The following is a 13,771-nucleotide window of genomic DNA, read 5'->3' on the forward strand; positions in this document are numbered from 1 at the left end:
AACCATGAAATTATATAGTACCAACAACCCTGAACAGCTGGTGGATTTCAAGACTGCTGTTTTCAACAGCATGCCTTTGGACAAAGGCTTGTATATGCCCGCAGAGATTCCCCGCTTGAGCCAGGCTTTCCTGGACAACATCGGGCAGTATAGCCTGCCGGAAATCGCCTTCGAAGTAGCAAGCGCTCTGATTGGTGATGCTATGCCTGCCGAAGATTTGAAGGCTATCATTGACGATGCCATATCCTTCGAGGCACCGCTAAAGCCACTTGATAAACATACCCAGGTGCTGGAGCTTTTCCACGGCCCTTCGCTGGCCTTCAAGGATTTCGGGGCGCGGTTCATGAGCCGGGTGATGTCGTACTTCCTCCGGGAAGGGGAGCAGCTGCTGGACGTGCTTGTGGCCACTTCCGGGGATACGGGAGGGGCTGTAGCGCTTGGCTTCCTGGGCGTGCCGAATACGCGGGTGACCATCCTGTTCCCCAAAGGGAAGGTCAGTGAGATTCAGGAGCTGCAGCTCTGCACCAATGGCCAGAACATTCAGGTGCTGGAAATCGCGGGTACGTTCGATGACTGCCAGCAATTGGTAAAGGAAGCTTTTGCGGATGCAGAACTTAATGCCAGGCATCGCTTAACTTCGGCCAATTCCATTAACATCGCCAGGCTCATCCCACAGACTTTCTACTATTTCAATGCTTATTCGCAGCTGCGGCGACAGGGGATTGAAAAGATGGTGGTTGCGGTACCAAGCGGCAATTTCGGCAATATCGCCGCCGGCTTGCTTGCCCAACGTATGGGCTTGCCTGTGGAGCAGTTCATCGCTGCGACGAACGCCAATGATACTGTTCCGCGATTCCTCGAAACGGGTGTTTATGAAACACGGCCGTCTGTGCAAACCTACTCAAATGCCATGGATGTTGGTGCGCCAAGCAATTGGGTGCGCATTATGGAGCTCTTTAAGGGAGATGCCGAGGCGTTAAAGCAGGTGCTAAAAGGATACCGCTTCACAGATGACGAAACCATTGACGCCATCAGGAGACTACATGAGCTGCATGGATACATTGCCTGCCCGCATACGGCCGTTGCATGGCTTGCTACAAAAGCTTATAAGGCAGAAAACTCGGATTCGGATGCGGTATGCGTTTTCTTGTCTACCGCGCATCCCTGCAAATTCCCGGACGCACTGCCAGAGGACATCGCCTCAAAGGTTGTGGTGCCGGAAGAAGTAAAAGTGATGAAAGATAAACCGCGGCAATCCACCGCTATGCCGGTCAGTTTTCCGCAGTTTAAAGCGTATTTAATGGCGCGCTAAAAATCTGATTAAACTTAAAGCGCCTGCAGAGAAGCATGTACCGAAATACAAAGCTTCCCTGCAGGCGCTTAAATTTATAACAAGTAAATTACGCTAGAATATGGCCTGTGCAATCTTTCTGGTTGGCTCGGGATTACTCATGGTGTAGAAATGCAAAACGGGTGCGCCAAGTGCCATCAGCTCTTTACATTGGGCAATCATCCATTCTATGCCGAGTTCTTTTACCGCAGCCTCATTCTTGCAGTCTGATATGGCTTCACTTAGATCTTCCGGCAGGTCGATGTGGAAGATTTTCGGCAGGCTAATCAACTGCTTGGAAGCAGTAATTGGCTTTAGTCCCGGAATGATCGGTACGTTGATTCCGTTTTCGCGGCAGCACCGCACGAAATCTACATACTTCTGGTTATCGAAGAACATCTGGGTCACAATGAATTCAGCGCCCATATCTACCTTTTGCTTTAGGTACTTGAAGTCCGTCTTCATGTTTGGGGATTCGAAGTGTTTCTCTGGGTAACCTGCAACACCTACGCAGAACTCGGTCTTAAAGGCGGAATGATCTTCGTAGAGGTACTTGCCGTTATTCATCTCGATGACCTGGTTCAGCAGTTCGGTGGCGTAAGCATGGCCGCCCGGTGTTGGCACGAAATGCGCATCCGCATGGCGTGCATCTCCACGTAGCACCAGCACGTTATCAATGCCCAGGAACTGAAGATCGATTAGCGCATTTTCTGTTTCCTCCTTGGTAAAACCCCCGCAAATTAAATGCGGCACGGCATCTACCTTGTAGCGGTTCATGATTGCTGCACAGATGGCGACTGTCCCTGGCCGCTTGCGGTAGGTGAGTTTCTCCAGCAGTCCGCTGTCGTGCTGCTTATAAATATAATCTTCCCTGTGGTAGGTTACATCTATGAATGGCGGATTGAATTCCATCAAAGGATCGATCGCATTGTAGATGTCGTTGATGCTTTTCCCTTTAATTGGCGGAAGTAGTTCAAAAGAAAATAAAGTCTTGCCTGCGGCTTTGCTTATATGTTCGGTGATTTTCATTTACGTCGTGATGGTGTGATTAGTAGGCTAAATTTGGTCCCAGCCAGCGTTCCGCTTCTTCCAGCGACATGCCTTTACGAACAGCGTAATCGGCAACCTGGTCCTTTTCGATCTTACCCAGTCCGAAATACCTGGATTCCGGGTGTGAGAAGTAGAAGCCACTTACCGCGGCTGTGGGGTACATGGCATAACTTTCCGTGATCTTCAACCCGATTTGTGCTTCTGCATCAAGCAGGGCGAAGAGCGTCTCCTTTTCGGTATGATCCGGGCAAGCCGGATAGCCTGGTGCCGGGCGGATGCCGACGTATTTCTCTTTGATCAATTCTTCATTGCTGAACTTTTCCTGCGGCGCATAGCCCCAGTATTCGGTACGCACTAGTTCATGCATTTTCTCTGCGAAAGCTTCTGCTAGCCGGTCTGCAAGGGCCTTCACCAGGATGCTGTTGTAATCATCATGGTTGCGCTCGTATTCGGCAACCAGCTCATCACAGCCTAGACCTGCGGTCAGCGCAAATCCACCGAAGTAGTCTTCCAGGCCAGCTTCCTGCGGCGCAATAAAATCAGAAAGTGCATAGTATGGGTCTCCGGCCACCTTCTCGCCCTGCTGGCGTAAAGTGTGAATGGTAACCGGGCTGCCATCCACATCCAGGCGGATGTCGTCGCCAATGGCACTCGCAGGCCAGAAGCCAATCACCGCTTTTGCTTTCAGCAGCTTCTCGGACACGATCTGCTCCAGCATGATCTGTGCATCCGCATAGAGCTTTTTGGCAACCTCACCCACGTAAGCATCTTCGAAGATCTTAGGGAAGCTGCCCCTCAACTCCCAGGTGTGGAAGAACGGCGTCCAGTCGATATAAGGTACAAGTTCTTCCAGCGGGAAATCATGGATCACCCTGGTGCCCAGAAATGTGGGTTTTGGTGCAACCTTAGACAGATCGATCTGGAATTTCTGCGCTCGCGCTTCTTCGATGTCCTTGAAGCGTTTGTCAGATTTCTTATTTAAATGGGCGATCCTTGCTTTCTCGTATTCCGCACGGATGCCGCTGATGTAGGTTTCTTTATGCTGCTGACTCAACAGGGAGCTGCAGACCGTAACACTTCTCGAAGCATCAAGCACGTGGATTGTAGGACCTGAATAATGTGGTGCCACTTTCACGGCGACGTGGATTCTCGAAGTTGTTGCCCCGCCGATGATCAAAGGCATGGTAAAACCTTCCCGCTCCATCTCTTTCGCGAAATGGACCATTTCATCCAGGGAAGGGGTAATTAAACCACTTAAGCCAATGATGTCTGCGTTGATCTCGCGGGCTTTCTTGATGATATCCTGTGCAGGTACCATCACCCCCATATCCACGACTTCAAAGTTGTTGCAGGCAAGTACCACACCCACAATGTTTTTTCCAATATCATGAACGTCGCCTTTCACCGTGGCCATCAATACCCGGCCGGCAGAGGAACGCTGATTGCCATCTGGGTTGTCGAGCTTTTCCTTTTCAATGAAAGGCAGTAGGTAAGCAACCGCCTTTTTCATCACCCGCGCAGATTTTACAACCTGTGGTAGGAACATTTTTCCTGCGCCAAAAAGGTCGCCCACGATGTTCATGCCGTCCATCAAAGGACCTTCAATCACCTCGATAGGCTTGGCAAATTGCTGCCGCGCTTCTTCCACGTCGTCATCCAGGTATTCTATAATACCTTTTACCAGGGCGTGCGACAGCCGTTCCGCTACGCTGCCCTTGCGCCAGGCTTCGTCGCGCACCACTTCCTTGCCTTTACTTTTAATCGTATCTGCATATTCCACGAGGCGTTCCGTGGCGTCGTCGCGGCGGTTGAAGAGTACATCTTCCACCAGCTCCAGCAGTACCGGTGGAATGGCTTCATAGACCTCCAGCATTCCCGCGTTTACAATCCCCATGTCCAGGCCTGCCTTGATGGCATGGTACAGGAATGCCGAGTGCATGGCTTCCCGCACCGTGTTGTTCCCACGGAAAGAAAAGGATATGTTGGAAACTCCACCACTTACATGTGCATGGGGCAAGTTTTCTTTAATCCAGCGTGTTGCATTGATAAAATCAACTGCATAGTTATTATGTTCTTCCAGTCCCGTCGCAACGGTTAGAATGTTCGGGTCGAAGATGATGTCGGCAGGGTAGAAGCCGACTTCATTTACCAGAATATCATAGGAACGCTGACAAATCTCTATCCTGCGCTCCAGATTATCCGCCTGCCCTTTCTCATCGAAGGCCATTACCACCACGGCTGCGCCATACTGCATGATCTTTCTGGCACTTTCCTTAAACTTCTCTTCACCTTCTTTCAAGGAGATCGAGTTTACGATCCCCTTTCCTTGAATACACTTTAAACCCGCTTCAATAACCGTCCATTTGGAGGAGTCGATCATGATGGGCAGTTTAGAGATATCCGGTTCAGAGGCAATGAGGTTCAGGAACTTGGTCATTGCCCCCTCGGAGTCCAGCATACCTTCATCCATGTTCACATCGATGATTTGCGCACCACCTTCTACCTGCTGCCGTGCCACGCTTAGTGCAGCTTCGTAATCACCTCCAAGAATTAACTTGGAGAACTTGGGAGAGCCCGTGATGTTGGTTCGCTCGCCAATGTTCACGAAGATGCTGTCTGGCTTTATGGTTACAGGCTCCAGCCCGCTGAGGCGCAAATGTGTCTCTACCGCAGGAATCTTCCGTGGCTTAACATGTTTAGCCTTAGCAGCGATACACCGGATGTGATCCGGCGTGGTGCCACAACAGCCACCCACAATGTTCACAAAACCATGGTCAATAAAATCTTCCACCAAATGTGCGGTTTCATGGGGTTGCTCATCATAGGCGCCAAACTCATTGGGCAAACCGGCATTCGGGTAAGCGGAGATGTAGCAGGCTGCTTTCGCAGATAGCTCTTCAATGTGCGGGCGCATTTCTTTTGCACCCAAAGCACAGTTGAAGCCGATGCTAAGTGGCTTTGCATGCGCTACCGAGTTCAGGAATGCTTCTGCAGTTTGCCCGGATAAGGTCCTGCCGGAAGCATCCGTAATGGTTCCCGAGATCATGATCTCCAGTTTGCGGCCAATCTCGTGTTCATATTTCTTAATCGCCACGATGGCTGCTTTCGCATTCAGCGTATCAAAGATGGTTTCAATCAGTAGCACATCGGCACCGCCATCAACCAGTCCGCGGACCTGCTCCGTATAAGCGGCTTCAAGTTCATCGAAGTAGATGGCACGGTAGCCCGGGTCGTTCACGTCGGGCGACATAGAAAGCGTCCGGTTTGTCGGACCAATTGCGCCGGCCACAAAACACCTGCGGTCAGGATTGTCCGCCATAAACTCCAGCACGGTATCTTTGGCTACCCGCGCGCCTTCATAGCTCAATTCATAAGAAAGATCTTCCATCTGGTAGTCGGCCATGGAAATCCTTTGCGTGCTGAAAGTATTGGTTTCAATGATGTCCGCTCCTGCCTGAAGGTATTCCAGGTGGATGGCCTTGATCACGTCAGGGCGGGTAAGGTTTAGTAAGTCGTTATTTCCTTTCAGATCACAAGGGTGATCTTTAAATCTTTCACCTCTGAAATCAGCTTCTGTAAGCTGATAACGTTGGATCATGGTACCCATAGCACCATCTATAACAAGTATGCGTTTTTCGAGTTCTGCTCTAATGCTCATTTTCTGGATTATTAAGCATACTGCGTTCGCAACAATAGCAAAGGCATGTATACAAAAGGCTTAGTCAAGATTCCGGGGTAAGATTCGAATCACTTATCTTTCTGGTACCGCGTTGAAATGGCTCCAGTAGAATGTAGCACCTTGTAAGCACAGGTTGCTAAGACTTCGCAGGGTCTGTCCCTCCGTCTTTCTTTATAAGCAGTGCAAAAATGCAACAAAGAATAGAATAAAACAAGAAATTCACATTTCAGGCCAATTAAATTGTAATGATGGTGTGTCTAAGCGCTTCAGTCCGAATATAATTTTGAAAATCGAAGTTCCTGTGAAATGGGCAACTTGCATCTTTAAGTAATATTATAACCGCTGAGGTGGCTGTTCCATGTACAGGTACTATCTTTACTTAAAATTAGCCCCCATGAAGTACATTAAATACCTTTTCATAAATGTGATCGCCTGTTTATTGTTCAGTTTTGGCGCAAATGCGCAGAATTTGGGACTAAAGAAGCAGGTTTGGCCAGATAAGTATCTTATGCAAACCAACACGTTGGTGGCGGCGCTGAAGAAACCAGCTGCGGCAAAGCCAGCCATTTATAACATTGGCTTTGTAGGGAATATTCAAGGTGCGAAGAAACTTGCTGCGGCGAGTAAGGAAGCGGGACTTGCACAACTCAGATCGGAGTTGAAAGGCAAGCCTAAGGCCAGTGCTGTGGTTATTTACTGTGGCTGTTGCCCTTTTGAGCACTGCCCTAATGTAAAACCAGCTTTTACAATGTTGCAAAAGCTGGGTTATACTAATGTGAAGATCCTGAATCTCCCAACCAGCATTAAGGCCGATTGGATCGATAAAGGTTATCCTATGGCTAAATAGCCTAGATGTTCAGGTTGTCGATAATCTGTTGTTCTTTCAATGCTTCCACATTGTTTTTCTCGCCGAAGTTATCCTTCTTTTCGTCGAAGTACTCCAGGATGCCGCTAATGGTGTCCAGGTTATCGGAAACACGTTGGTGCATATCCGGAAGATCTTTCTCAAGACGCTTATCACCCAATTCGATATTGTCCACCTCTATTTTACCCAACTTTTGAATTAATGCTTGCTGAGAATTTTGCAGGTCTATCAATTCGTTCGCAATCTTCTGCATCAAATCAAACTTCTTAATCGTATCCATATCTTTTGGTTTAAGTTTATAGGAATGATTACCCAATTACCAAGCCAAGAAGTTGTTGGATGCCAATTAATTAAGTTCAGTTGGAAATCAGCATCTTTTGTTGCTGCTCTAGTTCAGCAGTCATATCGTCCAGCCTTGCCAGTCGTGATTTCTGTTTTCTGGCGTCCCTGAAGGCTACAATCACCAGGAAAAGTGTGGTGATCCCAATTGCCGAGTACCTCAGTGTTGCGCTTGCAGGTGCCAAAATCTCAACCATATAGGTCATCACCGCCAGCCAGAGCAAAACCATATAGATCCAGATGTATTGACTGATCACCTTACGCTGCCAGCTGATTTTCTGAAGCTGGTATTTGATGAAGTCGGTGCTGGCAACTTCCAGATGGTCTTTTTTAAAGTCATAACTTCTCCAGGCGATTGCTGCGAACACGATCATCAGCAGGCAGGTTGACGCCAGGCTAAGTTTAAAAGCCAGTCCAAATTCCGCCTGAAAGGCGAAGAATACCCAGGTAATCACGATTGTGGCGGCAAGAAAGCCCAGAGTCATGCAAATATTCGTTCGATACAGGCTTTGCTGGTACTTGTTCCACTTGTTATCCAGGGTTGCTTTGAGTTCGTTGATCTCCATTCCGGAGTTTAAAGGCTGTGTCTGCCAGCTACTTTTAAGTTCATCAAAGTTCATAATGCTGTTTTGTTGTCATTAATTTTAATAATCTACCTTTTATCCTGTTGATCTTGACGCCAACCAGATTTGCATTACTCCCGGTGATTTCTGCAATATCTTTATAGCTTTTGTCTTCCAATACCAGCGAAATAATCAGCCTGTCTGCCGGCTCAAGTTGATTAATGCAGTACCGTAGGTGATCAAGCTTCGCCTCAGAGGCCTTCTTTTCATCCATTGTATCCTCATAAGCCACCTGAAAGAATTCTGGTAGTGGCTCATGTTGCTGGCGTTTGTTTTTCAGGTTGAAACTGATTGCCGTGTTCACCGCAATCCGGTACACCCAGGTGCTTACCTTTGCATGTCCTTTAAAATTCCTTATGCTTTTCCAGATCTGGTACAGGATTTCCTGGTAAAGATCATCGGCAAGCGAGGCATCGTAAATGTATGCACGGCATATCCGGTAAATACTTGCGCGGTTAGATACAATAAGTTTATTGAAGGATTCTTCGTCGGGCTTCTCCATATACGGTATTAGTAGGAGGGGTTTGTAAAATATTACAGGCCGACAAGTTAATTTTTTTTCAAGGATTAGCCATGCTGCAACTGGGGCGTTGCAGCATGTAAGCTATTAAAGTTTTTGTGGCAGCAGTACTTCGAATCTGGTGCCCGAGCCTGGACTGGAGCTCACCGTTATTTTACCATTAAGAGCTTCCACCAGATGTGAAACCAGGCTTAAGCCAAAGCCATAGCCTTTTTCGCCTTGCGTACCCGGTGTAGATTCCGCTTTTCCGATGATGATCCGCTCTACCGCATCGGCATCAATGCCAACGCCGGTATCGTTCACGGTAATGTTCAGGAGCTTTTCATCGGCATTAAGTACCAAGCCGAGACTCACCACAACTTTACCGCGTTCAGGCGTAAACTTAATGGCATTGGAAATCAGGTTTCCGGCAATCTGCAGCAGTTTGTTCTTTGAAAAAGGGACGTTTTCGTTGCCTGCTTCGAGATAAACCTCAAAATCCAAGGCTTTGACTTTAGCCTGCGGCTGATATAGCTTTAGCAGTTTTTCTTTAAACAATGGTAAGTTAAATTCGTTATCGGCCAGCGCCTGCTGCTGATCTTCGGAGAGAATCTCTTCTGCAAGTTCCAGAAGCGACAGTCCACTCTTGTTGATCATGCCAATATATTCCATTAACTCTGGCACATTGGTCGCGGCTCCCTGATCGGAAATCAGCTCCGATAGGCCCACGATCCCAGCCAATGGGCCACGGATATCGTGCGCAGCCTTTTTCTTGGCCGCATTAGATTCTGCCAGCTTTGCGTTGAGGAGCTCCATGGCATGGATAGACTTTAAACGTTTTACAACAGTTTGTGCAATGATTTCCAGTAGCTCAATCTTTTCTGGGCTCAGGGCCTTTACCTGCGTATCCAGTACACACAGGGCACCGATATTCAGGCCTTTTGCAATCTGAAGCGGCAGTCCGTAATAGTAGCGCAACCCTCCAGGACTGTTTACATAGAATTTACTGCTGAAGCGATCGTCTATGGACATGTCCTTCACCTCGAAAGGCTGTTGCGACATCAGCGTGTATTGGCATACCGAATCTTCTCTGGGCATCTGTTGCAAGTCGATGCCCTGATTGGCAATGGTCCATTGGGTGTAAGAATCTACAATGTTGATTAACGAAATCTCCGTGCCAGTAACCTTCGTTGCCAGCAGCGTGAGGTCCTTAAAGCTGTCTTCCAGGTTCGTAAAATCCAGGTCCAGGTTAGAAAGGGTCATTATTCTTGCCAGCTCATTTTCTGGAATGGGTATAGAGTTGTTCGCCATAGGATGTTTTGAACTTATGATAACGGCAATATAAACCCTCAAGTATAAATACCTCTAGTGCAGGTGCGTCTTTATTGTGCCGAGCAGTACCTGCAGGTCGAACGGCTTGTTCAAAAATGCGTTGGCGCAAGACTCCTTGCTCATGATTTCTGCGGGGGCATGTGCCGACATCAGGATCACGGGAATCTCACCGGTACGGGTATCTGCTTTGATGTTGGTGCACACGTTAATGCCGTTCCCGTCGGGTAACATCACGTCAATCAGAAAGAGGTCAGGACAGCTTTTCTCAAAAGCCTTCGTGAAATCGGCAACAGTTGGGAACAAAGACACATTATAGCCTTCATCTTGTAAAAAGTAGGTTAACACGTATCCAATATCCTCGTTGTCTTCAATGATATAGATATCACTTTTATTCATGTTGAGGTAGGTTAAGGATGTTTATAGGTCTACGCAAAGTATCAACTTTAAAGCAATTTAGAAAGGAAATTTTTAAAATGGATAAGGCTTTCATACTAAACAAGTAAATATACCGTTTTTGATAGCTTGCACACGTTGATATAATGCTTTAATCCATTTTTTAAGCAGATGAAATTCTCCCTTTTAAGTCTCGCGTTCATTTTTACTTTTTTAAGTCTCTCTTCATCCCTAAAGGCACAGCATTATAAGTCGGATAACCTGGAGGTGAGCAAGCTTGCAGAAAACGTCTATCAGCATATTTCTTTCCTGAAGACGCAGGATTTTGGAAAAGTTTCCTGTAACGGCATGATCGTCGTAGATGGGGCTGAGGCGCTCGTATTCGATACACCGGCGGACACTGCGGCTTCGGAAGAATTGATCAGTTGGATTGAATCCACCTTAAAAAGCAAGGTGAAAGCAGTCGTTGCAACACACTTTCATGCCGATTGCCTGGCCGGTCTGGATGTTTTTCATGCGAAGAACATCCCATCCTATGCACAAGCACTCACGTTAAAGCTGGCAGCGCAAAAGCAATTTCCCATACCAATGCATGCCTTCGATAAGTCGCTGCGCTTTACTGCCGGTCGTACAAGTGTATCCGTTGAATATTATGGCGCTGGCCATACCCAAGATAATATCATAGCTTATGTGCCTTCGGCGAAGATTATGTTTGGCGGTTGTCTGATTAAAGAACAAGGCGCAGGAAAAGGCAACCTTGAAGATGCCGATACGGCGGCATGGCCGGGAACGGTGCAGCGCGTCAGGAACCGCTATCCAAATGTGAAGCTGATTATCCCAGGACATGGTGCCGTTGGCGGGATAAAGCTGCTTGAGTACACCAGGAATTTGTTCCAGTAACCTGATCAATACGGTGTATTCAGGGTGTTAATAGGGGGTTCATACGGCCATTAGCGTGTCAACCCGCATGGACCCCGCATAGAGGCCGGGTTGAGGCCGCATTGACAGCGAAGCTGGTACCTACCTGGTACCTGGCTGTCACTGAATTGGTCTTGATCAGCTGGCTGAACTAAGCAGCTTTGTACGTATCAAAACAAATCGCAGGCTATTTACCTTATGGTAGAAATCAGCAATATCATGGATTTCGACTGGCATAGAATTTTATTCAGCGATCAGGAGTATTCCTTCTTTTGGGAAATCCTTTTTAGAACACCCCTCATGTTCCTTGCGGTGGTGGTCGTCCTAAAGTTTACCGGAAAAAGGGGCGTGCAGCAACTCTCGATTTTCGAGATGGTCATGATCATCTCGCTGGGTTCTGCGGCAGGGGACTCCATGTTTTACGACGACGTAGGCCTTTTGCATGCGGTTGCGGTCTTTGCCCTTGTACTTGCCGTTTACCGGGTACTCATCTGGTTAATTACCAAGTTTGATTGGTTTGAATTGATGATTGAAGGCAAGCCGATCTACATCATTCGCGATGGTAAAATGTGTCTGGATGAGTTGAAATCAAAGGAACTTGGCTCTGATGAATTCCTGGGTACGCTGCGTGGGCAGCATGTGGATCAGCTCGGACAGGTTAAATATGCCGTGCTGGAAGATACCGGAAGTTTGAGTGTCTTTTATTTTCCAGATGATGAAGTGTTGCCCGGATTGCCGATCCTGCCGGATGAATACCAAAGTAAAGGCCGGAAGGTCGTTAAAGCCGGTCTGTATGCTTGTGCAAAATGCGCGAGAACGTATGAACTTCAACCTGTGGAAGACCATCCTTGCCCAACCTGTAAGAATCTGGATTGGGTAGAGGCGGTTCATCGGAAAAGGATTGGGTAATGAGCCGATTAGCTGTACTAATCGGCTCAAATAGAATCAATTTGTGAGCCGATTAGGTTTTATATTCGGCTCAGTGCCTAGGCGCTTTATGGTAAATCATGGAAAAGATGTATTTTGAGCTATATTTTTCACTATGGTTGATATCTGTTGCGTAGGGCACATCACGTCTGATAAAGTAGTAACTTCAAACACCACCCTCTATATGCCTGGAGGCACTGCTTACTATTTCTCTTTTCCACTTGCTGGTTTTGATGTAAATTATTTATTGGTGACTGCGCTGGCGAAAGCCGAAAGCCGCTATGTCGCAGAACTCGAGCATCGGAACATTGCGGTAAAAGTGCAGGAGAGTGAACATACCGTATGCTTTGAGAATGTTTATGAGGCGAACACAGATTTCCGCACGCAGTACGTGTCTCAGAAAGCAGATGCTTTCATCGAGGAGACTTTAGCGGACGTGGAAGCAAAGATCTTTCATCTGGGCCCTTTATTGGCTGATGATTTTTCAGTGTCCCTGATCCGTTCGCTTGCTGCAAAAGGCCGGGTGAGTATGGATGTACAGGGATATTTACGCGTGGTAAAGGACGGAAAGGTTTTTCATGCCGCCTGGCCGGAAAAGCAGGAAGTTTTAGCTTATGTAGATATCCTCAAAGCTGATGAAACAGAACTGAGAACGTTGACTGGTGTGGAAGATATTAAAAGCGCTGCGGCACTAGTTGCTGACTGGGGGGTGAAAGAAGTTGTCATCACAAATGGCAGTCAGGGCTCCATGATCTACAGTCAGGGCGTATTCCACGCCATTCCGGCGTTTCCGCCACGCACCCTGGTGGATGCTACAGGTTGCGGTGACACCTATATGGCTGGGTATCTGTATCAGCGCATTAAAGGCGCCGATGAGCAGCAGTCTGGACGTTTTGCAGCAGCATTGGCGACGCTAAAGCTGGAATCTGCAGGGCCATTTCAAGGACAGCTTGAAGATGTGCAGGTTTTATTAGAACAGTATTCAAGCGAAGCTCGATAGCATAAATGTAGTGTAATGTCGCGGAAGTGCGGATTATAAGATTGCAAATTTGCGCTCGTTTTACAGCCAGTTCTTCAGCAGTTCTGCAAATCCTTCTTTGTACTGCTCGGTAACAGGAATGGTCGTTTGTCCGATTTGAACGGAATTCTTCGTGAGGGATCTGATGTGCTCCACACCCACAATATACGAGCGGTGAATTCTCAGGAAGGCCGGGGCGTTTAGCTTTTCTTCGAGACTTTTTAAGCTGGTAAGGGTGAGTAGCGGCTTTTCTTCACCTTTCAGGTAGAGTTTTACGTAGTCTTTCAAGCCCTCAATGTACAGGATTTCCGAGGTGTCTACTTTTTGCAGCTGGTAATCTACTTTAAGATAGAGATATTTCTTTTGGGGCGTGCTTGGCGGAAGGACTGCTGGTGCGGTATTCATGCTGTTTTCCAGCATGGTGAAGTAATCGTAGGCTTTGGTTGCGGCTCTTGAGAAATCCACAAAGTTAAAGGGTTTGAGCAGGTAATCCAATGCATCAACCTTAAAACCCTCTAAAGCATACTGGTCGTATGCCGTGGTAAATACAATGCGCAGGTGCTTTTTGCGGCCCGTTTGTTCAACAATTCGTGCCAGCTCAATTCCACTTAGATCCGCCATGCGGATGTCGAGGAAGATCAATTGTATCGCAGGGTTTTCGTGAATGCTTTTAAGACCTTCAACACCATTGCTGTATGCCGCCACGAGATTTAAAAACGGCGTTTTCTCCACATAGGAGCTGATCAGGCTCAAGGCGAAGGGTTCATCATCTACAGCAATACAGTTGATTTTCATGTT

13 protein-coding genes and 1 riboswitch are annotated in these 13,771 nt (G+C 47.5%); of the genes, 5 read left to right on the top strand and 8 right to left on the bottom strand.

Annotated features, from left to right (window positions below; genetic code table 11):
• Nucleotides 1–4 precede the first annotated feature (4 nt).
• Nucleotides 5–1,312, top strand: a complete 1,308-nt coding sequence (gene thrC / locus IEW69_RS11150) for a threonine synthase (protein WP_188626941.1) — start codon at nucleotides 5–7, stop codon at nucleotides 1,310–1,312.
• Between the two features lie 93 nt (nucleotides 1,313–1,405).
• On the opposite strand, the gene metF is transcribed toward thrC, so the two are convergent.
• The gene (gene metF, locus IEW69_RS11155) at nucleotides 1,406–2,359 is read right to left on the bottom strand and encodes a methylenetetrahydrofolate reductase [NAD(P)H] (RefSeq protein WP_188626942.1); all 954 of its coding nucleotides are present in this window, start codon (nucleotides 2,357–2,359) and stop codon (nucleotides 1,406–1,408) included.
• A 19-nt stretch (nucleotides 2,360–2,378) separates the two neighbouring features.
• Complete coding sequence (metH, locus tag IEW69_RS11160; protein WP_188626943.1) at nucleotides 2,379–6,038, bottom strand: methionine synthase; 3,660 nt, start codon at nucleotides 6,036–6,038, stop codon at nucleotides 2,379–2,381.
• A 90-nt stretch (nucleotides 6,039–6,128) separates the two neighbouring features.
• Nucleotides 6,129–6,239: riboswitch (SAM riboswitch) on the bottom strand.
• Nucleotides 6,240–6,453: 214 nt separating this feature from the next.
• On the opposite strand from metH, the gene IEW69_RS11165 reads away from it, so the two are divergent.
• Nucleotides 6,454–6,906: a rhodanese-like domain-containing protein gene (locus tag IEW69_RS11165; RefSeq protein ID WP_188626944.1), complete on the top strand. Its 453-nt coding sequence runs from the start codon at nucleotides 6,454–6,456 to the stop codon at nucleotides 6,904–6,906.
• Nucleotide 6,907: 1 nt separating this feature from the next.
• On the opposite strand, the gene IEW69_RS11170 is transcribed toward IEW69_RS11165, so the two are convergent.
• The 5 genes from IEW69_RS11170 to IEW69_RS11190 form a co-directional block, all read right to left on the bottom strand.
• Complete coding sequence (locus IEW69_RS11170) at nucleotides 6,908–7,204, bottom strand: hypothetical protein (RefSeq protein WP_188626945.1); 297 nt, start codon at nucleotides 7,202–7,204, stop codon at nucleotides 6,908–6,910.
• A 76-nt stretch (nucleotides 7,205–7,280) separates the two neighbouring features.
• Nucleotides 7,281–7,883: a hypothetical protein gene (locus IEW69_RS11175; protein ID WP_188626946.1), complete on the bottom strand. Its 603-nt coding sequence runs from the start codon at nucleotides 7,881–7,883 to the stop codon at nucleotides 7,281–7,283.
• Nucleotides 7,873–8,388, bottom strand: coding sequence for an RNA polymerase sigma factor (locus IEW69_RS11180; RefSeq protein WP_188626947.1), 516 nt, complete (start codon nucleotides 8,386–8,388; stop codon nucleotides 7,873–7,875). Before IEW69_RS11180 ends, IEW69_RS11175 begins: the two co-directional genes overlap by 11 nt.
• 105 nt (nucleotides 8,389–8,493) lie before the next feature.
• A complete protein-coding gene (locus tag IEW69_RS11185; RefSeq protein WP_188626948.1) occupies nucleotides 8,494–9,696 on the bottom strand; it encodes a GAF domain-containing sensor histidine kinase in 1,203 nt (400 codons plus the stop codon).
• Between the two features lie 54 nt (nucleotides 9,697–9,750).
• Nucleotides 9,751–10,113 (bottom strand): response regulator transcription factor, encoded by a 363-nt coding sequence (locus tag IEW69_RS11190; protein ID WP_188626949.1) that lies wholly within the window; start codon nucleotides 10,111–10,113, stop codon nucleotides 9,751–9,753.
• 168 nt (nucleotides 10,114–10,281) lie between these two features.
• Here IEW69_RS11190 and bla point away from each other — a divergent pair, with 168 nt between their 5' ends.
• The 3 genes from bla (at nucleotide 10,282) to IEW69_RS11205 (ending at nucleotide 12,955) form a co-directional block, all read left to right on the top strand.
• Entirely contained in the window at nucleotides 10,282–11,010 is a 729-nt protein-coding gene (bla, locus tag IEW69_RS11195; RefSeq protein ID WP_188626950.1) for a subclass B1 metallo-beta-lactamase, read from the top strand.
• A gap of 216 nt (nucleotides 11,011–11,226) precedes the next feature.
• The gene (locus tag IEW69_RS11200) at nucleotides 11,227–11,937 is read left to right on the top strand and encodes a DUF421 domain-containing protein (RefSeq protein ID WP_188626951.1); all 711 of its coding nucleotides are present in this window, start codon (nucleotides 11,227–11,229) and stop codon (nucleotides 11,935–11,937) included.
• 133 nt (nucleotides 11,938–12,070) lie between these two features.
• A complete protein-coding gene (locus tag IEW69_RS11205) occupies nucleotides 12,071–12,955 on the top strand; it encodes a PfkB family carbohydrate kinase (RefSeq protein ID WP_188626952.1) in 885 nt (294 codons plus the stop codon).
• 60 nt (nucleotides 12,956–13,015) lie between these two features.
• On the opposite strand, the gene IEW69_RS11210 is transcribed toward IEW69_RS11205, so the two are convergent.
• The gene (locus IEW69_RS11210; protein ID WP_188626953.1) at nucleotides 13,016–13,768 is read right to left on the bottom strand and encodes a LytR/AlgR family response regulator transcription factor; all 753 of its coding nucleotides are present in this window, start codon (nucleotides 13,766–13,768) and stop codon (nucleotides 13,016–13,018) included.
• Between the last annotated feature and the right edge of the window lie 3 nt (nucleotides 13,769–13,771).

It is taken from the genome of Pedobacter quisquiliarum (genome assembly GCF_014642175.1).
GTDB lineage: Bacteria > Bacteroidota > Bacteroidia > Sphingobacteriales > Sphingobacteriaceae > Pedobacter > Pedobacter quisquiliarum.

Excerpts from the sequence above, each read along its gene's own strand:
- metH (WP_188626943.1), bottom strand. The coding sequence starts at position 6,038 with ATGAGCATTAGAGCAGAACTCGAAAAACGCATACTTGTTATAGATGGT.
- IEW69_RS11165 (WP_188626944.1), top strand. The coding sequence starts at position 6,454 with ATGAAGTACATTAAATACCTTTTCATAAATGTGATCGCCTGTTTATTG.
- thrC (WP_188626941.1), top strand. The coding sequence starts at position 5 with ATGAAATTATATAGTACCAACAACCCTGAACAGCTGGTGGATTTCAAG.
- IEW69_RS11210 (WP_188626953.1), bottom strand. The coding sequence starts at position 13,768 with ATGAAAATCAACTGTATTGCTGTAGATGATGAACCCTTCGCCTTGAGC.
- metF (WP_188626942.1), bottom strand. The coding sequence starts at position 2,359 with ATGAAAATCACCGAACATATAAGCAAAGCCGCAGGCAAGACTTTATTT.
- IEW69_RS11200 (WP_188626951.1), top strand. The coding sequence starts at position 11,227 with ATGGTAGAAATCAGCAATATCATGGATTTCGACTGGCATAGAATTTTA.
- IEW69_RS11185 (WP_188626948.1), bottom strand. The coding sequence starts at position 9,696 with ATGGCGAACAACTCTATACCCATTCCAGAAAATGAGCTGGCAAGAATA.
- IEW69_RS11170 (WP_188626945.1), bottom strand. The coding sequence starts at position 7,204 with ATGGATACGATTAAGAAGTTTGATTTGATGCAGAAGATTGCGAACGAA.
- IEW69_RS11180 (WP_188626947.1), bottom strand. The coding sequence starts at position 8,388 with ATGGAGAAGCCCGACGAAGAATCCTTCAATAAACTTATTGTATCTAAC.
- IEW69_RS11175 (WP_188626946.1), bottom strand. The coding sequence starts at position 7,883 with ATGAACTTTGATGAACTTAAAAGTAGCTGGCAGACACAGCCTTTAAAC.
- IEW69_RS11190 (WP_188626949.1), bottom strand. The coding sequence starts at position 10,113 with ATGAATAAAAGTGATATCTATATCATTGAAGACAACGAGGATATTGGA.
- IEW69_RS11205 (WP_188626952.1), top strand. The coding sequence starts at position 12,071 with ATGGTTGATATCTGTTGCGTAGGGCACATCACGTCTGATAAAGTAGTA.
- bla (WP_188626950.1), top strand. The coding sequence starts at position 10,282 with ATGAAATTCTCCCTTTTAAGTCTCGCGTTCATTTTTACTTTTTTAAGT.